Here is a 21,825-nt window from a genome sequence, read left to right as displayed (position 1 = left end):
GCGTGAAGGCGGGGGAGATCGAGACGCAGAAAGACCTGCAAGCCTGGCTCGAGGGCCAGAGCCAGGAGGTCTGCGTCTGGATCGCCGCTCGGGCTGCGGCGCGGAAGTTACCTCTGTATTGGTCTGAAACTGCGCTTGCGGCCGGCCAGCGCGAAGAAAGCCGCACTCTACTGACGCTTTACAGAAGTCTTTTGACAGCTTTGACGTTTGCGAACACGACCAAAGACAACATTCAAGGGCTGCTTCGATCAGCCGCGACCGATGTTGCAATTGAGGCCAAAGCCACCGCCGACGTCTCGGTCGGCGTTCTAAGCAATGCTTCCGTTGACGCGCTGTTCGTCGCCCATGCGGCCGCAGAAGCGGAGGCTGCTCCGGGTGGCGCTGGCGCAGTCGCCAAAACTCGTTCGTTTGTTGATGCCCAATGGTCCGAGGTGAATGGGATCGCAACGCCCATCCCGCTCTGGGTAGGCGGAAAGGCGGGGATCCCGCCCGAAATCGCGGCGGCGTGGGAGGCAACCCGCGCCGCCCTCACCGCCCGGATCGAGGCGGGCGAGACCGGCTGGCAGTTCTGGCTCGACTGGTACGAGGCGCAGCTGACCGGGGCCGACCAGAACTGGGAGATGCTCAAGGAGATCGTCCTGATCCCCGACGCCGACTGGCAACAAGGCGCGGCGCATGTGAACGGGCTGATCGAGGAGATTGTCGAGAAATACCGGCACACTGCGCGCTCCGATCTTTCGCAGGCCTTCCCGGTCGATTTCAGCTTCGATTCCCTGCAACGCGTGATGCGGATGGTCGGCATTCAGGACGACATGGCGCATCTGCGTGACCCGGCGGTTGTCCAGAGCTTCCTCGATGACTGTGACGAGCTGCGCGACACTTTGCGGGATTTCTCTGACTACGCACAGGCAGCAAAGGCGGGCAGCAACAAGATCGCCATGCTGCACCTGTCGGCGAACAAGGTGCTGGCCGAACTGCAACGAACCAGGGATACCGACCACCTGCGCGCGCGCCATATCGTGCGACTGGCCGGACGATTGGAAGCGTTCTCCAAGGAGGAGGTTGCGCGGGCAGACATGGGCGAGGCGCTCGGCGATATCCTGGACGACGGTATCGGTCTGCTGCGGACCGTGACCCGCAGGCATTTCGGCTCGGCCTACACCGCGCTCGCCCCGCTTGGGCAGCTTACGCTCGACCATGTCGATCAGGAGGAAGTGGTGGCCTTGTTCGACCGGATGATCGCGCAGATGGAGGCCCTGCCATCGGATGAGCTGGTTGCGCTGGACGAGGATGGGTTGAACGTATTCCGCGACATGATCCGCGAATTGCACGAGTTCCGGGCCGCGATTGCCGAGGCCTCAAGCGACGCGTTCCGCGAGGTGCTGGAACAGAGATTTGCCGAGAGTATCGGCGGCATGGGGCTGGCCTTCGGTCGGTTCATGGAAATGTCGTCGTCCGCTGCGGGCAAGGGCGGCCGCGCATTGGATGGTGCCGTCAAGACTTACAAGCGGGTCCAGGGTATTGGTGATATCATTGAGTTCATCCGTGAATCCTTGAACCTGGGAAGCCTGCCATGACTCCCGTCATTCTTCTTGACGACCACGTGGCGCAAGAGTCCCGACGGTGGCCGCGGTCCCGGTTTGGACAATCGTGCAAGCGGCGCGATTGCCAGACCGCGGGGTGGCGATCCGGCGGTGGGTCGAAGCGATTTATGTCTGCCAAATCCGTAAAAGCGCGTATCGGCGCGACAAGCCTTACCAAATCGCCAGCCCGGGGGGCGGTCTGGCGATCGCGCGGCGCCTTCGGCGCTATTCGCGCGGAAAGTCGTTGCCCCTTGGGGTGTTCTGTCGGGCGCCGCTTAGCGGTGCCTGCGTGCCTTGACACCTGGCTATGTCCGGTGCCGGGCGGGGCGGCCCCGCGATGAGCGCGTCCCTCGTCGCCGTCTTCCTCTGGGCCATCGCGGCCAATGTTCTGGCGCTGATCCCCAGCCGCGACAACCACTGGTCCCGGGCCTACGTGCTGATCGGTGTGGGCCTGCCGCTGCTGGGCTGGGTCACGGTGGAAAACGGCCCCTGGGTGGGGCTGCTGGTGCTGGTGGCGGGTATGTCGATGCTGCGCTGGCCCGTGCTGTTCCTGTGGCGCTGGCTGCGGCGGCGGGTTGAGCGCGGCCGGCCCGAGGGGTAGGTGCAGGGAATGACGCCCGAGTTCGACCTGCCCGAGGTGCGCGGCACCCTGACCCGGAGCCGCGATTTGTCCGGCCTGACCTGGCTGCGCGTCGGCGGGCCGGCGGATGTGCTGTTCCAGCCCGCCGACGCGGCCGACCTGGCCGCCTTCCTGGCCGCGCTGCCCGAAGAGGTGCCGGTCTTTGCCATGGGCGTCGGCTCGAACCTGATCGTGCGCGACGGCGGCATCCGCGGCGTGGTGATCCGGCTGGGCCGGGGCTTCAACGGGATCGATGTCGACGGGCAGACGGTGCGCGCCGGGGCGGCGGCGCTGGATGCCCATGTCGCGCGCAAGGCGGCCGCGGCGGGCTGCGACCTGACCTTCCTGCGCACCATCCCCGGGGCCATCGGCGGGGCGGTGACGATGAACGCCGGCTGCTACGGTGCCTACACCGCGGACGTCCTGCGCGCCGTGCGCGTGGTGCTGCGCGACGGCACCGAAACGACGCTGCCGGCGGCAGAGCTCGGTCTGGCCTATCGCAGCAGCCGCCTGCCCGCGGGCTGTGTCATCACCGAGGCGGTGTTCGACGCGCCCGAGGGCGACCCCGAGAAGTTGGCCGACCGCATGGCGGGTCAGCTGGCCAAGCGCGACGCCACGCAGCCGACAAAGGACCGCACCGCCGGGTCCACCTTCCGCAACCCGGCCGGGTTTTCCAGCACCGGCCGGGCCGATGACACCCACGAGTTGAAGGCCTGGAAGGTGATCGAGGACGCCGGGATGCGCGGCGCCACGCGCGGCGGGGCCGTCATGAACGAAAAACACCCCAATTTCCTGACCAACGCCGGCGGCGCCACCGCCGCCGACCTTGAGGGGCTGGGCGAAGCGGTCCGAAAAAAGGTTTACGCAAACAGCGGGCTGACGCTAGACTGGGAAATCATGCGGGTCGGGGAACCGGTCGCTGGGAATTAAGCCCGGAAAACGGGACCGGTCCGACAGGCAGGGCCGATCAGAAAAACAAGAACCGACCGCCGAAAGGCGGCGCGAAACAAGGGCCGCGCACAAGCGGCCGGGAACCGAGGCGGTGAGCGTGTCGAGCAGGGCACCAGAGACGATTGCCGTCCTGATGGGCGGGCCGTCGGTCGAGCGGGAGGTTTCCCTCAGCTCGGGCCGCGAATGCGCGCGTGCGCTGCGCGCCGCCGGCTTCGAGGTGCGCGAGATCGACGCCGGGCCGAGGCTGGCCGAGGACCTCAAGGCGCTGCGGCCCGACGTGGTCTTCAACGCGCTGCACGGCCGCTGGGGCGAGGACGGCTGCGTGCAGGGCCTGCTTGAATGGCTGGGCCTGCCCTACACGCATTCCGGCGTGCTGTCCTCGGCGCTGGCCATGGACAAGCAGCGCACCAAGGACGCCTACCGCGCCGCCGGACTGCCCACCATCGACAGCGTGCTGGCCGATCGCACCGAGATCGAGGCGGGCCACGTCATGGACCCGCCCTATGTCGTCAAGCCCAATAACGAAGGCTCCAGCGTCGGCGTCTACATCGTCACCGGGGCCGCGAACGGCCCGCCGGTGCTGGCGCCGGACCTGCCCGAGGTGCTGATGGTTGAAACCTACGCGCCGGGGCGCGAGTTGACGACAACCGTGATGGGCGACCGGGCGCTGACCGTCACCGATATCCTCACCGATAGCTGGTACGACTACCACGCCAAGTACGCCGAGGGCGGGTCGCGCCACGTCCTGCCCGCCGAGATCCCGCCAGACATCTTCGAGGCCTGCCGCGATCACGCGCAGCGCGCGCATGACGCGCTGGGCTGCCGGGGCCTGAGCCGCACCGATTTCCGCTGGGACGCGGCGTGCGGGCGCGATGGCCTGATCCTGCTGGAGACCAACACCCAGCCGGGGATGACCCCGACCTCGCTGTCGCCCGAACAGGCGGCGCACTGCGGCATCGATTTCCCGGCGCTGGTCACATGGATGGTGGAGGATGCCACGTGCGGGCGCTGAGACGCAACCGGGCCGATGCCGCCCCGCGTGATCCCGCGCCCTCGCGCTGGGGGTATCGGTTCCAGCGCTGGATGCTCACACCCGGCCTGCGGCGGCTGATCCTGGTGGGGCTGCCCCTGCTGGCGCTGGGCGGCGCGCTGGCGGGCTGGGCCGCGCAGGAGTCCAACCGCCAGATGGTCGCCGAGGCCATTGCTAAGGCCCGGATGGAGTTTCTCAGCCGCGAGGAATTCATGGTCCGCGTCATGGCCGTGGACGGGGCCGACGATGGGCTGTCGCGCCGGATCCGCACGGTCCTGCCGGTGGAGTTCCCGATCTCGTCCTTCGATCTGGAGCTTGCGGCCATGCGCGCCAAGGTGGCCGCGCTGGCCCCGGTGGCCGATGCCGCGATCCGGGTGCGCCCGGGCGGCGTGCTGCAGGTGACCGTGGAGCAACGTCAGCCGGTGGCCGTCTTTCGCGGGGCCGAGGGGCTGCGCCTGATCGACGCCGAGGGCGTGCTGATCGGCCCGCTCGCGGCGCGGGCCGACCGGGCCGACCTGCCGCTGATCACCGGCGACGGCGCCCGCGCCGCGCTGGCCGAGGGCCTGCGGCTTTATGATGTGGCCGGCCCGGTTCGCCACCGCATGCGCGCCGTGGTGCGCATGGGCGAACGCCGCTGGGACGTGGTGCTCGACCGGGGCCAGCGCATATTGCTGCCAACACGGACCCCGATCCGCGCCTTCGAGCGCGTCATCGCCCTGGACCAGGCCCAGGATCTGCTGGGCCGCGATGTCACTGTCGTCGACATGCGCATCGCGGACCGGCCAACCATCAGACTCAACGAACAAGCCGTCGCGGAGCTGCGCCGCGTCAACGGGCAAGAGCAAGAGGCAGGTGACGAATGAAGGACCTTTACCAGAGCCAGCGTGCCATGCGGAACATGCGCCAGGCCGCGATGCAACGCGGCGTGATCGCCATTCTCGACGTGGGCACCTCCAAGATCGCCTGCCTGATCCTGCGTTTCGACGGACCCGACAGGTTCCGCGACAGTGACGGCGTCGGGTCCATGGCGGGGCAGTCCGCGTTTCGCGTCATCGGCGCGGCCACGACCCGCTCGCGCGGGGTGCGCTTCGGCGAGGTCGAGGCCATGGCCGAGACCGAACGCGCCATCCGCACCGCCGTGCAGGCGGCCCAGAAGATGGCTAACGTGCGCGTCGATCACGTCATCGCCTGCCTGGGCGGGGGGCTGCCCAGGTCCTACGGGCTGGACGGGCAGGCGGCTGTCGAGGGTCCGGTCGTCACCGAGGCCGATATCGGCCGCGTGCTGTCGGCCTGCGAGGTGCCCGACTACGGCGAGGGCCGCGAGGTGCTGCATGCCCAGCCTATCAACTTCGCGCTGGATCACCGCAACGGCATGGCCGATCCGCGCGGCCAGATCGGCAACGACTTGACCTGCGACTTGCACATGCTGACGGTCGAGGCCGCGACGATCCGCAACCTGCTGCACTGCATCAACCGCTGCGACCTGGAACTGGCCGGGTTGGCGTCCTCGGCCTATGCCAGCGGGATATCGGCGCTGGTCGAGGACGAACAGGAACTGGGTGCGGCCTGCATCGACATGGGCGGCGGCACCACCAGCCTGTCGATCTTCATGCGCAAGCACATGATCTATGCCGACACGGTGCGCATGGGCGGCGATCACGTCACCGGCGACATTTCCATGGGGCTGCAGGTGCCGCTGGCCATGGCCGAGCGGATCAAGACCTTCTACGGCGGGGTGATGGCCACCGGCATGGACGACCGCGAGATGATCGACACCGGCGGCGAGACCGGCGACTGGGAACGCGACCGGCGCAGCGTCAGCCGCGCCGAACTGATCGGCATCATCCGCCCCCGGGTCGAGGAAATCCTCGAAGAGGTGCGCATGCGGCTGGATGCGGCCGGCTTCGAGCACCTGCCCAGCCAGCAGATCGTGCTGACCGGCGGGGCCAGCCAGATCCCGGGCCTTGACGGTCTGGCCAGCCGCATCCTGGGCCAGCAGGTGCGCCTGGGCCGCCCCCTGCGCGTGCAGGGGCTGCCGCAGGCCGCGACGGGAGCTGCTTTCTCGGCCTCGGTGGGGTTGTCGCTCTTTGCCGCGCACCCGCAGGACGAATGGTGGGACTTCGACATCCCGGCCGAGAAATACCCGGCCCGATCGTTGCGACGGGCCGTGCGATGGTTCAAGGAAAACTGGTGATACGCAAGATTTTGCCCAGATGCCGAAATGCGGCGGTTTGTTGGGTAGAAATAGCCCATATTTTGCGGTGCTTTTCCAGTTTTTTCGTGACCATCGGGCCTGATCCGGCTAGGATCGGGCACAATAAGGCGGAAAATGCCCGGTGGGACGGGCGCAGCAGAACAGGCGGACAGACATCATGACCTTGAACCTCTCCATGCCCGGACAAGACGAGCTCAAGCCGCGCATCAGCGTTTTCGGCGTCGGCGGGGCCGGCGGCAATGCCGTCAACAACATGATCGAGCAACAGCTCGAGGGCGTCGAGTTCGTCGTCGCCAACACCGATGCCCAGGCACTGCAGCAGTCCCGCGCGGATCAGAAGGTGCAGATGGGCGTCAAGGTGACCGAGGGGCTGGGCGCGGGGGCGCGGGCCACCGTCGGCGCCGCCGCCGCCGAGGAGAGCATCGAGCAGATCGTCGATCATCTGGCGGGGGCGCACATGTGCTTCATCACAGCCGGCATGGGCGGCGGCACGGGCACCGGCTCGGCCCCGATCATCGCCCAGGCCGCGCGCGAGCTGGGCGTACTGACCGTTGGTGTCGTGACCAAGCCCTTCCAGTTCGAGGGCGGCAAGCGCATGCGCCAGGCCGAAGAGGGCGTCGAGGCCCTGCAGAAGGTCGTGGACACGCTCATCATCATCCCCAACCAGAACCTGTTCCGGCTGGCCAACGAGAACACGACCTTCACCGAGGCCTTCGCCCTGGCCGACGACGTGCTCTATCAGGGCGTCAAGGGCGTGACCGACCTGATGGTGCGGCCCGGCCTGATCAACCTGGACTTCGCCGACGTGCGCGCGGTGATGGACGAGATGGGCAAGGCCATGATGGGCACCGGCGAGGCCGAGGGCGCCGAGCGCGCCGTGCAGGCCGCCGAGAAGGCCATCGCCAACCCGCTGCTGGACGAGATCAGTCTCGAAGGCGCCAAGGGCGTGCTGATCAATATCACCGGCGGTTACGACCTGACGCTGTTCGAACTGGACGAGGCGGCCAACAAGATCCGCGAAAAGGTCGACCCCGACGCCAACATCATCGTCGGGTCTACCCTGGATACCGGGATGGAGGGCCAGATGCGCGTGTCGGTGGTGGCCACCGGCATCGACGCCGCCGAAAAGACCAGCGACGTGCCGCTGCCGCGCCGGTCCATGGCCGCACCGCTGACCCAGCAGGTCGAGGCCGAGGCGCCCGCGCGCCAGCCCGACCCGGAGCCCGACTATCAGGCGGCCGCCGAGGCCGCAGCCGAGCCGACGCTGTTCGACGGCCCCGGCGTGGACCACGACGAGACGGCCCACGAGCAGGCCGAGGACATCTTCGATGCCCCGGCCGCCGCCGCGGCCGCCGAGGACGACCTGCCGCAACCGGCCTATCAGCCGCGCGTCGAGGCGCCCGATCCGCAGATCGACGCCGATCCCGAGGGCTTCGTTGCGCCGCAGCGCCCCGCGGCCGGCACGACCTCGCCGGAAACGCTGGATCGTCTGCGCGCCGCCGCCTCGCGCGCACGCGGGGGCGAGCCCGGTGCGCAGCATCCCGCGCAGCGCGCCGAGCCACAGGACGAGGCCCGGCCCCGGCGGGGCGGGCTCAACGGGTTGATCAACCGCATGACCGGCCATGGCGAGGAGCATCGGGAGCGGGCCCAGCCGGAGGTCACGTCGATGCCGCGCCAGCGGGCCGAGGCCGCGGAACACAGCGAACCGCCGGCGGAGGACGACGTCGATCCCGATGAAGAGCGTATCGAGATTCCCGCCTTCCTGCGGCGCCAGGCCAACTGAGAGCCGCCGTTCCTCGCATTACATCTTGCGTGAAAGGGCCGCCCCGGGGCGGCCCTTTTCATATGAAGATCAATGGGCTGGCGGTTGAACGCCGCGGTCTCGGCAAGCCGCCGCTCAGCGCGGAGGACTGTGTTTCAGTCGGTCGCAAAGAGTGAATTGAGCCATGACGCCGCAGCGCATAAGGAGTAACCGGAAGTTAACGAAGACGGGTGCCCCGTGCAGACGACCCTGAGATCAGACCTGACGTTCGACGGGATCGGCCTTCACCTCGGGCAAGCTGCCCGCGTGACCCTGCGCCCGGCCCCCGCCGATCACGGGATCGTTTTCCGTCGGGTGGACCTGCCGGGCCGCCCGCGGGTGCCCGCCCGCTGGGACAGTGTCATCGCGGCCCCGCTCAACACCCGCATCCAGTCCGAGGCCGGCGTCAGCGTCTCGACGATCGAACACCTGATGGCCGCACTGGCGGGGTGCGGTGTTCACAACCTGCTGGTCGATGTCGACGGCCCCGAGGTGCCGATCCTCGACGGGTCGGCCGCGCGGTTTGTCACCGGCCTGTTGCGGACCGGCATCCAGCGGCTCGACGCGCCGCTGCGCGTCATCGAGGTTCTGGCGCCGGTGACGGTGCAGATGGGCGACGCGCAGGCGCGGCTGGACCCCGCGCCCATCCTGAGCATCTCGTTCGAGATCGCCTTCGCGGACGCCGCGATCGGCCATCAGCGCAAGACCCTGAACCTCGCCAACGGCACCTTCGCGCGCGAACTCTGCGATTGCCGGACCTTCTGTCGCGCGGATGACGTGACGGCCATGCGCGAACGGGGCCTGGCCCTTGGCGGCAGCTACGACAACGCCGTCGTGGTGGACGGTGCGCAGGTCCTGTCGCCGGGCGGGCTGCGCCGGGCCGACGAGGCCGTACGCCACAAGATGCTGGATGCCCTGGGCGACCTCTATACCGCCGGGGCGCCGATCCTGGGCGCCTACAGCGGGCAGCGCGCCGGCCACGCGGTGACCAACGCCCTCTTGCAGGCGCTTTTTGCGCGCCCGGACGCCTGGGCCTGGCGGACCTGCGACGCGGACATCGGCGCGCACCTGCCGGGCGTCGGCCTGACGCTGGCCGATCTGCCGGCCGTGGCCTGAAGGCAAATTGGCGTTTTGCCCCCGGTTTTTATGTGCTAGACCCACATCCAAGCGCCGGGGGTCCGGCCGAAGAAACGTGAGCGGGGGCGCCTGATGTCGGGCCGCGGCAGAGCTGTCAACCTAAGGTCTGTTATCGTGCCCGGGGTGCTTTCCCTGGCGCTTCTTGGCGGCTGTGGCGGCTTTGACCCGCGCCAGCCCGGCGCGCTGGAGCAATACGGCCCCGAGGAAATCTTCCAGCGCGGCGAATACGATCTCGAGCGCGGGCGCGAGGATGACGCCGCCTATTACTTCGGCGAAATCGAACGCCTCTATCCCTACTCGGAGTGGGCCAAGCGCGGGCTCATCATGCAGGCCTTCGCCTATCACCGGGACGGCGATTACGCGAATGCCCGTGCCAGCGCCCAGCGGTTCATCGACTTCTACCCGTCGGATGGCGACGCGGCCTATGCCCAGTATCTTCTCGCGCTGAGCTACTACGATCAGATCGACGAGATCGGCCGTGACCAGGGCCTGACGACGAATGCCCTGCAGGAGCTGCGCAAGGTCATCGAGCGTTACCCCGACAGCGACTACGCCCGTTCGGCCACGCTCAAGTTCGACCTGGCCTTCGACCACCTGGCGGCCAAGGAAATGGAAGTGGGGCGCTACTACCTCAAGCGCGATCATTTCTCGGCCGCGATCAACCGCTTCCGCGTCGTGGTCGAGGATTTCCAGACCACCAGCCACACCCCCGAGGCGCTGCACCGGCTGGTCGAATCCTACCTGTCGCTGGGGCTGACCGACGAGGCGCAGACCGCGGGCGCGATCCTCGGCCACAACTACCAATCGACCCAGTGGTACGAGGACAGCCACGCCTTGCTGACGGGGCAGGGGCTGGAACCGGCCTCGATCGGGGACAACTGGCTTTCGGCCATCTACCGCCAGATGATCCGCGGCGCGTGGCTCTAGGGGCCACGCATGCTCCGGCATCTCGACATTCGCGACATTCTGATCATCGACCGGCTGGAGCTCGAGTTCCAGCCGGGCCTGAACGTGCTGACCGGCGAGACCGGGGCCGGCAAGTCCATCCTGCTGGACAGCCTCGGCTTCGTGCTGGGCTGGCGCGGGCGGGCCGATCTGGTGCGCCAGGGGGCCGAACAGGGCGAGGTGACGGCCGTTTTCGACCTGCCCGCGGGCCATCCGGCGCGCGCCGTGCTCGACGAGGCCGGGATCACCCACGAGGGCGAATTGATCCTGCGCCGTCTCAACACCCGCGACGGGCGCAAGACCGCCTGGATCAACGATCGCCGCGCCTCTGGCGAGGTGCTGCGCCGCGTCTCGGACACGCTGGTTGAACTGCACGGCCAGCATGACGACAGGGGTCTGCTGAACCCCCGGGGCCATCGCGACCTGCTGGATGCGCACGGCGGGCATGACCTGGGTCCGGTGCGCCGGGCCTGGCGCGATCTGCGCGCCGCCGAGACATCCCTGCAAGAGGCGCGCGCCCGGATTGACGCCCTGTCCGAGGAAGAGGATTACCTGCGCCATGCCGTGGCCGAACTCGATGCGCTGGCCCCCGAAGCGGGCGAGGACGAGGCGCTGGATGCCCGCCGCCGCCTGATGCAGGCCGCCGAAAAGATCGGCGCCGACATTTCCCGGGCGCTCGAGGCCCTCGGCCCGCAGGGCGCCGAGGGCATGATGGGCGATGCCCTGCGCTGGCTGGACGGGGCCGCCGACACGGCCGAGGGGCGGCTGGATGATCCCATGGCCGCGCTGGACCGCGCCATGACCGAGCTGAGCGAGGCGCAGGCCGGGGTCGAAACCTGCCTTGAGGCGCTGTCATTCAACCCCGCCGAACTGGAAGAGGTCGAGGAACGGCTCTTCGCCATCCGCGCGCTGGCGCGCAAGCACGGCGTGGCCCCCGACGACCTGGGCGGCTTTGCCGACACCCTGCGGGACCGGCTCGCCGCACTGGATCGGGGGGCCGGGGATCTGGCCGCGATGGAGCAGGCCGTGGACACGGCGCAAGCCACCTATGACAACGCCGCCGCGGACCTTAGCGCGGCGCGCGCGCAGGCCGCCGAGGCGTTGGACGCGGCCATGGCCGACGAGCTGGCCCCGCTGAAGATGGAGCGCGCGGTCTTCGCCACGAACCTGGCCGAGGCCGAGCCCGGCCCCGAGGGCCGGGATGCCGTGGCCTTCGAGGTCGCCACCAACCCCGGTGCGCCTGCCGGGCCGCTCAACAAGATCGCCTCGGGCGGGGAACTGTCGCGCTTCCTGCTGGCGCTCAAGGTCTGCCTGACGCGCCATGCCGAAGGGCTGACCCTGATCTTCGACGAAATCGACCGCGGCGTCGGCGGGGCCACGGCCGATGCCGTGGGCCGCCGGCTGGCCGATCTGTCGCGGGGCGGGCAGGTTCTGGTGGTCACCCATTCGCCGCAGGTCGCGGCCCTCGGTGATCATCACTGGCGCGTGGAAAAGCGCCAGGCCGAGGAGACCACGCTGACGACGGTCACGCCGCTTGACCGGGCCGCGCGCGAGGGCGAGGTCGCCCGGATGCTCGCGGGCGGGACGGTTACGGAGGAGGCCCGCGCCGCGGCCCGGGCGCTATTGGCGGCTGTGCCGGGCTGAGGTTCGAAAAAGAAAAATTTGGGCGCATAAAGGCCCAGTTTTACGAGAGCGAGCGCAGGAAATGTCAATCCTGCTGCAGCATCTTGCCTGGGTTGAGGATGCCCTGCGGGTCCAGCGCCTGCTTGAGCGTGCCCATGACCTCCCAGCCGGCGCCGTGTTCGGCGGCCATGTAGCGCAGCTTGCCCATGCCGATGCCGTGTTCGCCGGTTACTGTGCCACCCAGGCGCAGGGCGCGTTCGGCCATGCGGCGCGACAGCTCCTCGGCGGCGGCGCGTTCGGCCGGGGCGTCGGGGTCCATCAGCAGGATGGCGTGGAAATTGCCGTCGCCGACATGGCCGAGGATGGGCGCCGGGATCGGCGCGGCGGCGATGTCGGCTTGGGTCTCGGCCACGGCCCGGGCCAGCGCCGAGATCGGCACGCAGACATCCGTGACGATGGCCGTGGTGCCCGGGCGCGCGGCCAGGATCGCCCAGTAGGCCTGGTGGCGCATCCGCCACAGGCGGCTGCGGTCCTCGGGGCGGTCGGCCCAGGCAAAGCCGGTGCCGCCGTGCTCGGCCACGATCTCGCCGAAACGCTCGGCCTGTTCGGCCACGCCCGCCGGGGTGCCGTGAAATTCCACCATCAGGTGGGGCCGGGCCGGGAAATCGGCCTTTGAATGCGCGTTGACGGCCGCGACCGTGGCCGCGTCGACGAACTCGATCCGGGCCATCGGCAGGCCGGTCTGGATCGTCTCGGTCACCGCCTCGACCGCCGTATCGATCGTCTCGAAGGCGCAGGTGGCCGCGCCGATGGCCTCGGGCTGGCCCTGCAGGCGCAGCGTCAGCTCGGTGATCAGGCCCAGCGTGCCCTCGGACCCGATCATCAGCGCGGTCAGGTCGTAGCCCGCGCTGGATTTGGGCGCCGCGCTGCCGGTGCGGATCACGCGCCCGTCGGCCAGCACCACCTCCAGCGCCAGCACGGCGTCGCGCATGGTGCCGTAGCGCACCGCCGTCGTCCCCGAGGCGCGGGTGGACGCCATGCCGCCTAGGCTGGCATTGGCCCCGGGATCGACCGGAAAGAACAGCCCCGTCGCGCGCAGTTCCGCGTTCAACCCCTCGCGCGTCAGGCCGGGCTGCACCCGGGCGACCATGTCGGTGTCGCGCACCTCGACCACCCGGGCCATGCGCGCGAAATCCACGCAGAGCCCGCCTTGGACGGCGAGCGCGTGCCCTTCGAGCGAGGTTCCCGCCCCCCAGCCGACCACCGGCAGGCCGTGGTCGGTGCAGATGGCCATGATCCGCGAGACCTCCTCGGTGGTTTCGGGGTAGGCCACCGCGTCGGGCGGGGTCGGCGGAAAATGGGTTTCCGAGGTCCCGTGTGCCTCCAGATCGGGCTTGGAGCGGGACAGCCGATCGCCTAAGACGGTTTCAAGGGCGGCCAGGGCGGCGTCGTGGGGCATGTTTGGTGTCCTCCTCGGCGCCAACCTAGGCCAGCCGCGGGCAGGGGAAAAGCCGGGATATCCGATGGCCGAGCCACCGACATCGCCGCTGAGGCAGGGGATCATCGACGCCCTTGCCGCCTGCCGGCGCGGGTGGGGCGTGCTGCGCACCTCGGGCGGCGGGCAGGTCCGGTTCTGGTTCATCGCGCTGGCCGTGGGCATCGCCTCGGGCCTGGCCGCCGTCGCCTTCCGCTTCGGGATCGAGCGGCTGCAGGCCGCGCTCTACGGCACCGAGGATGTCGCGCAATTGCACAGCGTCGCGGCGGGGCTGGACTGGTACTGGCTTGTTCTAATCCCCGTGCTTGGCGGATTGGCGGTGGGCGTGATCCTGCACTACACCACCAGCGACCACCGGGTGCATTCGGTCTCGGACGTGATCGAGGGCGCGGCGCTCTACGACGGGCGGCTCAAGGTGCGCCGCGGGCTGGGTTCGGCGCTGGCCTCGCTCATCACGCTGTCGAGCGGCGGCTCCACGGGCCGCGAGGGGCCGGTCGTCCACATCGCGGCGCTGATTGCCACGGCGGTGAACACGCGCATCAAGGCCGACGGGATCACCGGGCGCGACCTGCTGGGCTGCGCCGTGGCCGCCGCCGTCTCGGCCAGTTTCAACGCCCCCATCGCCGGGGCGCTCTTCGCGCTGGAGGTGGTGCTGCGCCACTTCGCGCTGCATGCCTTCGCGCCCATCGTCATCGCCTCGGTGGCGGGCACGGTCATCAGCCGCCTGGCCTATGGCGATGTCACCGAATTCTACATCCCCGGCCAGACCGCGCTGGCCTTCTACGCGGAACTGCCCGCCTACCTGCTGCTGGGGCTGCTGTGCGGGCTGGTCGCGGTGATCTTCATGCGCGGGCTGTTCTGGGCCGACCGGGTCGCCAGCCACTACCAGGCGCGGGCCGGGCTGCACCCGGTGCTGCGCCCGGCGGTGGCCGGGCTGCTGCTGGGGCTGATCGCGATCCCCTTTCCGCATATCATCGGCGTCGGCTACGAGACGACCTCGGACGCGCTGACGGGGCGGCTGCTGTTTCACGAGGCCGTTGTCTTCACGCTTGTCAAGATCGTTGCCGTCGCCTTGACCTTCGGCGGGCGCATGGGCGGCGGGGTCTTCTCGCCCTCGCTCATGGTGGGGGCGATGACCGGGCTGGCCTTCGGCATGGTGGCCACGAGCCTCTTTCCCGACGTGTCGGGCGCGGCCGCGCTCTATGCGCTGGCGGGCATGGGCGGCGTGGCCGCGGCGGTGCTGGGCGCGCCGATCTCGACCACGCTGATCGTGTTCGAACTGACCGGCGACTGGCAGACCGGGCTGGCGGTCATGGTGACGGTCTCGCTGGCCTCGGCGGTGGCCTCGCGGCTCGTGGATCACTCGTTCTTCCTGACCCAGCTGGAACAGCGCGGCGTGCACCTGGCCGCGGGGCCGCAGGCCTACCTGCTGTCCACGGTCCGGGTGACGTCCGTCATGCGGTCGACGGACCACCCCCGTGCCGCCGATCCCGAGGCCTGCGCCCGGCTGATCCGCGAAGGCACCTATGTCGCCGAGGGCAAGACCCTGGACCAGGCCATGCCGATGCTCGAAGCGACCAACCACAACTTCATCCCTGTGGTCCGGGCCGCGAAGGGCACGGGACCGCCCGAGCTGCGCGGCGCGCTGTTCCAGGTGGATGCCCTGCGGGCCTTCAACCGCGCGCTCTCGGCCACGGCGGCCGAAGAGCACAGCTGAGCCGTGCTCAGACCTGCTCGACCGTCACCTGCGCGGTGTAGAAGGCGATATGGCCGGCGATCTGCGACACCTCCGGCTTGGGGTCCTCGTAGGACCAGGCGGCGTCCTTGAGCGTGCCCGACTTGGCGACGATGTCGTAGTAGCGTGCCGCGCCCTTGTGTGGGCAGGTGGTGCTGATCTCGGAGGGGTCGAGAAAGACCATCGAAAGGTCGTCGGGCGGGAAGTAGATGACCGGCGGGTAATTTACTTCGGTCAGTTCCAGCGCCCGGGTGCTCTCGCCCAGAACGGCGCCACCGGCGCGCACCACCCATGTGCCCGTTGCCGGCCGGATCTTGATATGGTCTGCCATTCTCGCTCTCCCTGTTGGCGCGTTGGTGTCTCGGTTCGCGCAGGCCTACCCTGCCCGAGAGGTCGGTCGCCGGCCAGCCCTACGGGCCCCCGCGTGTCACAGCGGTGCGCAGGCGGCCGCCAGCCAATCCCGCGCCGGCCCATCCAGCCGCGAGCCGATCTGCGCCAACGTATCGGCGTGATAGCGATCAATCCAGTCCCGTTCGGCCGGCGTCAGGGCGTCGACATCGATCAGGCGGCGGTCGATCGGCACCCAGGTCAGGGTATGCAGGCACAGCATCGGGCGGTTGTCGCCCATCGCGGGGGCCTCTTGCACGACCACGAGGTTCTCGAGCCGGATGCCGAAGGCGCCCTCGCGGTAATAGCCCGGCTCGACGGACAGGATCATCCCCGGCTCCAGCGGCACGTGGCCGCGGCTGGGCGCACGGGTGAACCCCTGCGGCCCCTCGTGCACGCACAGGTAAACCCCCACGCCGTGCCCGGTGCCATGGCCGTAGTCCAGCCCCGCCTGCCAGAGCGGATAGCGCGCGATGCTGTCCAGGTCGCGCCCGGCGACGCCCTTCGGAAAGCGCGCCCGGCTCAGGGCGATCATGCCCTGCAACACGCGGGTAAAACAGGCTTTCTCCTCCGCGCCTACCGGGCCGGTGGCCAGGGTGCGGGTGATGTCGGTCGTCCCGTCGGCGTATTGCCCGCCCGAGTCCACCAGCAGAAGTTCGCCGGGGGTAATCGGGCTGTTGGTGGCCTCGGTCACCCGGTAGTGCACGATCGCCCCGTGCGGGCCGGCGCCACAGATCGTGTCGAAGGCGATGTCGCGCAGCGCCCCGGTGTCGCGGCGGAACCCTTCCAGCGCGCGGACCGCGTCGATCTCGGTCAGCCCCCCGGCCGGGACGGTTTCGTCGAGCCAGTGCAGGAAGCGGCACATGGCCGCCCCGTCGCGCAGATGCGCCTCGGTGGTACCGGCGATCTCGGCCCGGGTCTTGAGTGCCTTGGGCTGCACGCAGGGGTCCGCGGCATGGACGACCTCAATATCATGCTCGGCCAGGACATCGGCCACGGCTTGCGGACAGCTGGCCGGATCGATCCGCGCAGGCCCGTCAAGGTCGGTCAGTGCGGCAAGAAACGCCTCTTGCGCCAGCACGGTCACATCCGGCCCGAGGTGGTCGGCAATCGCGTCAGCCTTGCCCCGGCGCGCGAAAAGCTGGCAGGTGCCATCGTCCATCAGCAGCGCAAAGCCCTGAGGCACCGGGTTGCGGGGGATGTCCGCCCCGCGGATGTTGAGCAGCCAGGCAATGGAATCGGGCAGGGTCAGCACCGCCACGCGATGCCCCGCGTCGCGCAGGTCCGCGGCCAGCCGCGTGCGCTTGGCGGCGGCCGTCTCGCCGGAGCGGTCCGCGTCATGGGCGAAAAAAGCCGCGTCCGGCGGCGCCGGGCGGTCCGTCCAGACGGCATCGACAAGGTTGTCGGTCGCGGTCAGTGCCAGCCCGCTGCCGCGCAGGGTGTCGCGCAGATCGGCAACCTCCTGCACCGTGTGCACCCAAGGGTCAAAACCCACCGTGCCCTCGGACAGGTGATCGCAGAGCCACGGCCCCAGCCGCGTTTCCGGCCAGTCCACCGGCGTGAACGCCGCCGCGACCTGGTCGCGCACCTGCACGCGGTAGCGGCCATCGACGAAAACCCCGGCCACCCCGGCCAGCACCGCGCAGAACCCGGCCGAGCCGGTGAAGCCGGTCAGCCAGGCCAGCCGCGCGTCGCAGTCGGCGACATATTCGCCCTGATGCGCGTCGGCGCGCGGCACCAGAAAGCCGTCCAGCCCGCGCGCGGCCATGGCCTCGCGCAGGGCGGCCAGCCTGGGCGGCCCCTGCTCGGGCGTTGATGCCGCCTCGAATGTCTGGAACATCGGTTTTTCCTTCATCTTGGCAAATAAGCGCGTCGGCGCACCACCGGCAAACGGGCCCGGCGGCGGGGCGGGGCGCGCCCTCAGGCGACGCGGCGCATCCCCAGCACCCGGGCGCGCTTGCGCGGGTCGTTGTCGAAAAGCCCGGCCAGCTGTTCGGTCATGGCCCCGGCCAGTTGTTCCACGTCGGTGATCGTGACGGCCCGATCGTAATAGCGGGTCACGTCATGGCCGATGCCGATCGCGGTGAGTTCCACCGCGCGGCGCTTTTCGACCATGGCTATGACGTCGCGCAGGTGCTTTTCCAAGTAGTTGGCCGGATTGACCGACAGGGTGCTGTCATCCACCGGCGCACCGTCGGAGATCACCATCAGGATCTTGCGCGCTTCGGCGCGGCGGTCCAGCCGCCGGTGCGCCCATTCCAGGGCCTCGCCGTCGATATTCTCCTTCAGCAGGCCCTCTTTCATCATCAGCCCGAGGTTCTCGCGCGTGCGCCGCCAGGGCGCGTCGGCCCGTTTGTAGACGATGTGGCGCAGGTCGTTGAGCCGCCCCGGCCCCTGCGGGCGCCCCTCGGCCAGCCAGCCCTCGCGCGAGGCGCCGCCCTTCCAGGCGCGGGTGGTGAACCCGAGGATCTCGACCTTGACCTGGCAGCGTTCCAGCGTGCGCGCCAGCACGTCGGCGCAGATCGCCGCGATCGAGATGGGCCGCCCCCGCATGGAGCCGGAATTGTCCAGCAGCAGCGTGACCACCGTATCGCGGAACTCGGTGTCCTGTTCAACCTTGAAGGACAGCGGCGTCGTGGGGTTGGCCACAACGCGCGCCAGCCGCCCGGCATCGAGGATGCCTTCCTCCTGGTCGAAGGACCAGGACCGGTTCTGTTGCGCCTGCAGGCGGCGCTGCAGCTTGTTGGCCAGCCGCCCCACCGCGCCCTTGAGCGGTTCGAGCTGCTGGTCGAGATAGGCGCGCAGGCGCTCCAGCTCGGCCGCCTCGGCCAGGTCCTCGGCGCCGATTTCCTCGTCATGATCGGTGCTGAAGACGGTGTAGGCCGGGTCGGCGTCGGACACGGGCTGCGGCGCGGGCGGGTCCAGCGGGGCCTCGCCCTCGGGGCGCTCCATGTCCTCTTCCAGCTCCTCGCTGGCGTCCTCGTCCAGGCTGACCTGCGCCTCCGAGGCGTCCTGGGTCTCCTCTTGGCTTTGTTCTGGCTGGGCCTCGGCCTCGTCGGGCTCGTCGCTGTCCTCGTCGCCGGCGCTGTCGGGCTGGTCCTGGTCCTCTTCGCCGGTTTCCTCGTCCTCGTCATCCTGGGGGATGTCGTCGGGATCCTCGCCCAGCTGGTCGCCATAGCCCATGTCGTCGATCAGCTGGCGGGCGAGCCGGGCAAAGGCCTGCTGGTCGGACAGGCAGGACCCAAGATCCGCCAGCGTGCCGCCGCAATGGTCCTCGATATAGCCGCGCCAGAGGTCCATCACATTGGCCGCGCCCCCGGGCAGGTCGCGCCCGGTCGCAAGGTGCCGGATCAGGTAACCCGCGGCGGCCGGCAGCGGCGCCTCGCCCTTGTCGGTGATCTGGTCATAGCCCTTGCGCTCGGCCTCATGCCCGATCGAGGCGTCGATGTTGCCGGCGGTGCCCGGCATGTGGTGCGCGCCCACGGCCTCGACCCGGGCCTTCTCCATCGCGCTGTAGAGGTCGCGCGCCATCTGGCCCTGCGGCATGTAGCGGGCGGCGACCGACGGGTCGTGGAACTTGTGATGCAGCGCGTAGGCGTCCGAGGTTCCGCGTGCCAGAAGCACCTCGTCGCGGGTCAGCCGGCGGCTGACCTGGGGCAGGCGCACGGTCTCGCGCGTGGCGCCCGGCGGGTCCACGGAGAAGCTGACCGCCAGGTCGGGGTCCTCGGCCATGACCTTGGTTGTCTCGGCCAGGGCCTTCTTGAACGGGTCGGCGGGGTTGTCGGAGGGTCTGGACATCTCGCTCCCTTGTGCGGCCAGCGGCAAGAATTTTCCAGAAAATTCTTCCGCGCGGGCCTCACCCCAGGCTCAGGCTGGCCGCGCTTTCGGGCAGTTCCTCGTCGAAACAGCGCTGATAGAACTCGGCCACGGTCTGGCGCTCCAGCTCGTCGCACTTGTTCATGAAGGACACCCGGAAGGCGTAGCCCACATCGCCGAAGATGCGCGCGTTCTCGGCCCAGTTGAGCACCGTGCGCGGGCTCATGACCGTGGACAGGTCGCCGTTCATGAAGGCGGTGCGCGACAGGTCCGCCACGGTGACCATCTGGCCGACGATCTTGCGGCCCTTCTCGGAATTGTAATGCGGCGACTTGCCCAGCACGATGGCCGCCTCGGCATCGTGGGACAGGTAGTTGAGCGTGGCCACCAGCGACCAACGGTCCATCTGGGCCTGGTTGATCTGCTGGGTGCCGTGGTAAAGCCCGGTGGTGTCGCCCAGCCCCACGGTATTGGCCGTCGCGAAGAGGCGGAAATTGGGGTTCGGCGTGATGATCTCGTTCTGGTCCAGCAGGGTCAGCTTGCCGTCGTGTTCCAGCACCCGCTGGATCACGAACATCACGTCGGCCCGGCCCGCGTCGTATTCGTCGAAGACGATGGCGACGGGGTTGCGCAGCGCCCAGGGCAGGATGCCCTCGTGGAACTCGGTCACCTGCTTGCCGTCGCGCAGCTTGATGGCGTCCTTGCCGATCAGGTCGATCCGGCTGATGTGACTGTCCAGGTTCACGCGCACGCAGGGCCAGTTCAGCCGCGCGGCAACCTGCTCGATATGCGTGGATTTGCCGGTGCCGTGATAGCCCTGGATCATCACCCGGCGGTTGTAGCCGAAGCCCGCCAGGATCGCGAGCGTGGTGTCGGGGTCGAACTTGTAGGTCGAATCGATCTCGGGCACGCGGTCGCCACCCTCGGCGAAGCCCCGCACCTTCATGTCGCTGTCGATGCCGAACACATCGCGGACCGAGACCTCCTCGGTCGGTTTGCTCATGGGATCGAGCGTGCCGTCTGCCATGGGGTGGTCTCCCTTCCAAACTCGGGGGCGGGATGCACCATATCGCCGGGGCCTGCAAGGGGCGCGGGTGGCGGCGTCTGCGCGCAGGCGACCGGCGAAAACGGGTTGCACCGGGCCGCGGGCTCGGTCTTGATGTGCCCATGACGGAGCACGCCGATCTTGAAGCCATGCTCTCGCGTGTTGGGCTGGGAGACCGCGGCGCCTTCGAGTCGCTCTATCATGCGACCTCGGCGAAACTCTTCGGCGTCTGCCTGCGTGTCTTGAAGAACAGAGCCGAAGCCGAGGACACCCTGCAGGAGGTCTATCTGCGCATCTGGGATGCCGCCGTGGGCTTTCGCCCCGGCCAAGCCAGCCCGATGAGCTGGATGATCACGATCGCCCGCAACCGTGCCATCGACAGGCTGCGGGCACGCAAGCCCGGCACCGAAAGCACGCAACGTGCCGATGGCACCGACCTGCTGGCGGACCTGGCTGACGATGCGCCGGGGCCCGAGCGCAGCGCCTTGGCTGCCGAAACGCGGGCGCAGGTGCTACGGTGCTTCGAGGAACTGCCCGAGGACCGGGCGATTGCCGTCCGCCGCGCCTATCTGGACGGCGACACCTATGCCGAGCTGGCCCGCCATTTCGACGTGCCGCTCAACACGATGCGAACCTGGCTGCGCCGCAGCCTGATGAAACTGAGAGACTGCCTGTCGCGATGAGTGAGCAGACCCCATACGACGACGATTCCGTCCTGGCGGCGGAATACGCGCTGGGTCTGCTCGAGGGGGCCGAGGCGCAATTGGCGCAGGCCCGGATGGCCGAGGACCAGGCGTTCGTCGACCTCGTCCGGGCCTGGGAGGCCGAACTGGCGGGCATCGCCGAAGAGGTCGCCCCGGTCGAGCCGCCGCCGCGGGTCCTCGCCGCCCTGCGCCGTGACATCTTCGGCCAGCAGGACCGCCGCTGGTGGCAGAAGATCGGCCTGATCCCCTCGATCGTCGGGGCCGCGGCCGCCGCGATGCTGGTGCTGATCGCGGTGGAATTTGGCGTCCTCGACACCGGGGCGCCGCCCGTGCCCGACTACCGGGCCGATCTTGTCGGCGAGGACAGCGATCTGGTCGTGGCCGCCGCCTACCTGGACGCGCGCGGCGAACTCCTCGTCGATCGGCGCGCCGGGGGCGCGCGCCCGGACCGGGCGCTCGAGGTGTGGCTGATCCCCGAAGGCGAGGCGCCGATCTCGCTGGGGGTTTTGCCCGAGGAGCGCCAGGCGGCGCTGTCGGTGCCGCAACCCGCGCGGCCCAAGCTGGCCGAGGGCGCGGCGCTGGCGATCTCGGACGAACCGCCCGGTGGATCGCCCACCGGCGCGCCCACCGGCGACGTTCTGGCCGTGGGGCCGATCACGGCCATGTGACCGCGCCGCGGCACCTTTTTTGCGAAATCGCTGAAACTTGTCGCCGGGTCCTCGCGTGGCTTGCCATACAT

At 69.2% G+C, this 21,825-nt stretch carries 18 protein-coding genes; 13 read left to right on the top strand and 5 right to left on the bottom strand.

All coding sequences use genetic code 11. The features are described from left to right. The first annotated feature begins 2 nt into the window (after window positions 1-2). The 10 genes from BU124_RS09695 to recN all read left to right on the top strand — a co-directional run bounded on the left by BU124_RS09695 (window position 3) and on the right by recN (window position 11,925). The gene (locus tag BU124_RS09695) at window positions 3-1,577 is read left to right on the top strand and encodes a hypothetical protein (protein WP_143529943.1); all 1,575 of its coding nucleotides are present in this window, start codon (window positions 3-5) and stop codon (window positions 1,575-1,577) included. 343 nt (window positions 1,578-1,920) lie between these two features. Next, entirely contained in the window at window positions 1,921-2,184 is a 264-nt protein-coding gene (locus tag BU124_RS09690) for a DUF2484 family protein (protein WP_084863259.1), read from the top strand. Between the two features lie 9 nt (window positions 2,185-2,193). Next, the gene (gene murB, locus BU124_RS09685) at window positions 2,194-3,132 is read left to right on the top strand and encodes a UDP-N-acetylmuramate dehydrogenase (RefSeq protein ID WP_084863172.1); all 939 of its coding nucleotides are present in this window, start codon (window positions 2,194-2,196) and stop codon (window positions 3,130-3,132) included. A gap of 112 nt (window positions 3,133-3,244) precedes the next feature. After that, a complete protein-coding gene (locus tag BU124_RS09680; protein WP_179141896.1) occupies window positions 3,245-4,165 on the top strand; it encodes a D-alanine--D-alanine ligase in 921 nt (306 codons plus the stop codon). Continuing rightward, window positions 4,153-5,046, top strand: coding sequence for a cell division protein FtsQ/DivIB (locus BU124_RS09675; RefSeq protein WP_245831661.1), 894 nt, complete (start codon window positions 4,153-4,155; stop codon window positions 5,044-5,046). Before BU124_RS09680 ends, BU124_RS09675 begins: the two co-directional genes overlap by 13 nt. After that, window positions 5,043-6,377: a cell division protein FtsA gene (ftsA, locus tag BU124_RS09670; RefSeq protein WP_084863168.1), complete on the top strand. Its 1,335-nt coding sequence runs from the start codon at window positions 5,043-5,045 to the stop codon at window positions 6,375-6,377. Before BU124_RS09675 ends, ftsA begins: the two co-directional genes overlap by 4 nt. Before the next feature lie 178 nt (window positions 6,378-6,555). Beyond that, window positions 6,556-8,181, top strand: coding sequence for a cell division protein FtsZ (gene ftsZ, locus BU124_RS09665; protein WP_084863165.1), 1,626 nt, complete (start codon window positions 6,556-6,558; stop codon window positions 8,179-8,181). 216 nt (window positions 8,182-8,397) lie between these two features. Next, the gene (gene lpxC / locus BU124_RS09660) at window positions 8,398-9,315 is read left to right on the top strand and encodes a UDP-3-O-acyl-N-acetylglucosamine deacetylase (protein ID WP_084863163.1); all 918 of its coding nucleotides are present in this window, start codon (window positions 8,398-8,400) and stop codon (window positions 9,313-9,315) included. Between the two features lie 93 nt (window positions 9,316-9,408). Further along, window positions 9,409-10,263 carry an outer membrane protein assembly factor BamD gene (locus BU124_RS09655; protein ID WP_084863161.1) on the top strand — a complete coding sequence of 285 codons (855 nt, stop codon included), beginning with the start codon at window positions 9,409-9,411 and terminating at the stop codon, window positions 10,261-10,263. A gap of 9 nt (window positions 10,264-10,272) precedes the next feature. Continuing rightward, window positions 10,273-11,925 (top strand): DNA repair protein RecN, encoded by a 1,653-nt coding sequence (gene recN / locus BU124_RS09650; RefSeq protein ID WP_084863159.1) that lies wholly within the window; start codon window positions 10,273-10,275, stop codon window positions 11,923-11,925. A gap of 64 nt (window positions 11,926-11,989) precedes the next feature. Here recN and BU124_RS09645 read toward each other — a convergent pair whose 3' ends face one another. Then, window positions 11,990-13,363: an FAD-binding oxidoreductase gene (locus BU124_RS09645; RefSeq protein ID WP_084863157.1), complete on the bottom strand. Its 1,374-nt coding sequence runs from the start codon at window positions 13,361-13,363 to the stop codon at window positions 11,990-11,992. A gap of 64 nt (window positions 13,364-13,427) precedes the next feature. Between BU124_RS09645 and BU124_RS09640 the strand changes: the two genes are divergently transcribed. Next, the gene (locus BU124_RS09640; RefSeq protein WP_084863155.1) at window positions 13,428-15,116 is read left to right on the top strand and encodes a chloride channel protein; all 1,689 of its coding nucleotides are present in this window, start codon (window positions 13,428-13,430) and stop codon (window positions 15,114-15,116) included. Between the two features lie 7 nt (window positions 15,117-15,123). On the opposite strand, the gene BU124_RS09635 is transcribed toward BU124_RS09640, so the two are convergent. From BU124_RS09635 to cobS, 4 genes are all read right to left on the bottom strand, one after another. Then, window positions 15,124-15,465, bottom strand: coding sequence for a DUF427 domain-containing protein (locus BU124_RS09635; protein WP_084863153.1), 342 nt, complete (start codon window positions 15,463-15,465; stop codon window positions 15,124-15,126). Window positions 15,466-15,561: 96 nt separating this feature from the next. Next, window positions 15,562-17,361 (bottom strand): aminopeptidase P family protein, encoded by a 1,800-nt coding sequence (locus BU124_RS09630; RefSeq protein WP_084863151.1) that lies wholly within the window; start codon window positions 17,359-17,361, stop codon window positions 15,562-15,564. An 80-nt stretch (window positions 17,362-17,441) separates the two neighbouring features. Continuing rightward, window positions 17,442-19,319, bottom strand: a complete 1,878-nt coding sequence (cobT, locus tag BU124_RS09625; protein WP_084863149.1) for a cobaltochelatase subunit CobT — start codon at window positions 19,317-19,319, stop codon at window positions 17,442-17,444. 58 nt (window positions 19,320-19,377) lie between these two features. Further along, window positions 19,378-20,364 carry a cobaltochelatase subunit CobS gene (gene cobS, locus BU124_RS09620; RefSeq protein ID WP_084863147.1) on the bottom strand — a complete coding sequence of 329 codons (987 nt, stop codon included), beginning with the start codon at window positions 20,362-20,364 and terminating at the stop codon, window positions 19,378-19,380. Between the two features lie 140 nt (window positions 20,365-20,504). On the opposite strand from cobS, the gene BU124_RS09615 reads away from it, so the two are divergent. Together BU124_RS09615 and BU124_RS09610 are read left to right on the top strand one after the other, a co-directional pair. Then, window positions 20,505-21,065 (top strand): sigma-70 family RNA polymerase sigma factor, encoded by a 561-nt coding sequence (locus BU124_RS09615; RefSeq protein ID WP_084863145.1) that lies wholly within the window; start codon window positions 20,505-20,507, stop codon window positions 21,063-21,065. Beyond that, the gene (locus tag BU124_RS09610) at window positions 21,062-21,754 is read left to right on the top strand and encodes an anti-sigma factor (protein WP_084863142.1); all 693 of its coding nucleotides are present in this window, start codon (window positions 21,062-21,064) and stop codon (window positions 21,752-21,754) included. The genes BU124_RS09615 and BU124_RS09610 overlap by 4 nt, the downstream gene beginning before the upstream one ends. Window positions 21,755-21,825: the final 71 nt, after the last annotated feature.

This window comes from Salibaculum halophilum (assembly GCF_002094885.1).
GTDB lineage: Bacteria > Pseudomonadota > Alphaproteobacteria > Rhodobacterales > Rhodobacteraceae > Salibaculum > Salibaculum halophilum.
Note: the sequence above shows the minus strand (reverse complement) of the source record. Positions and strands in the feature narration are given on the sequence as shown.

What these genes read in the sequence shown, in the direction of transcription:
- BU124_RS09690 (WP_084863259.1), top strand. Translation starts at nt 1,921, where the DNA reads ATGAGCGCGTCCCTCGTCGCCGTCTTCCTCTGGGCCATCGCGGCCAAT.
- murB (WP_084863172.1), top strand. Translation starts at nt 2,194, where the DNA reads ATGACGCCCGAGTTCGACCTGCCCGAGGTGCGCGGCACCCTGACCCGG.
- ftsA (WP_084863168.1), top strand. Translation starts at nt 5,043, where the DNA reads ATGAAGGACCTTTACCAGAGCCAGCGTGCCATGCGGAACATGCGCCAG.
- ftsZ (WP_084863165.1), top strand. Translation starts at nt 6,556, where the DNA reads ATGACCTTGAACCTCTCCATGCCCGGACAAGACGAGCTCAAGCCGCGC.
- BU124_RS09655 (WP_084863161.1), top strand. Translation starts at nt 9,409, where the DNA reads ATGTCGGGCCGCGGCAGAGCTGTCAACCTAAGGTCTGTTATCGTGCCC.
- recN (WP_084863159.1), top strand. Translation starts at nt 10,273, where the DNA reads ATGCTCCGGCATCTCGACATTCGCGACATTCTGATCATCGACCGGCTG.
- BU124_RS09645 (WP_084863157.1), bottom strand. Translation starts at nt 13,363, where the DNA reads ATGCCCCACGACGCCGCCCTGGCCGCCCTTGAAACCGTCTTAGGCGAT.
- BU124_RS09640 (WP_084863155.1), top strand. Translation starts at nt 13,428, where the DNA reads ATGGCCGAGCCACCGACATCGCCGCTGAGGCAGGGGATCATCGACGCC.
- BU124_RS09635 (WP_084863153.1), bottom strand. Translation starts at nt 15,465, where the DNA reads ATGGCAGACCATATCAAGATCCGGCCGGCAACGGGCACATGGGTGGTG.
- BU124_RS09630 (WP_084863151.1), bottom strand. Translation starts at nt 17,361, where the DNA reads ATGTTCCAGACATTCGAGGCGGCATCAACGCCCGAGCAGGGGCCGCCC.
- cobT (WP_084863149.1), bottom strand. Translation starts at nt 19,319, where the DNA reads ATGTCCAGACCCTCCGACAACCCCGCCGACCCGTTCAAGAAGGCCCTG.
- cobS (WP_084863147.1), bottom strand. Translation starts at nt 20,364, where the DNA reads ATGGCAGACGGCACGCTCGATCCCATGAGCAAACCGACCGAGGAGGTC.
- BU124_RS09615 (WP_084863145.1), top strand. Translation starts at nt 20,505, where the DNA reads ATGACGGAGCACGCCGATCTTGAAGCCATGCTCTCGCGTGTTGGGCTG.
- BU124_RS09610 (WP_084863142.1), top strand. Translation starts at nt 21,062, where the DNA reads ATGAGTGAGCAGACCCCATACGACGACGATTCCGTCCTGGCGGCGGAA.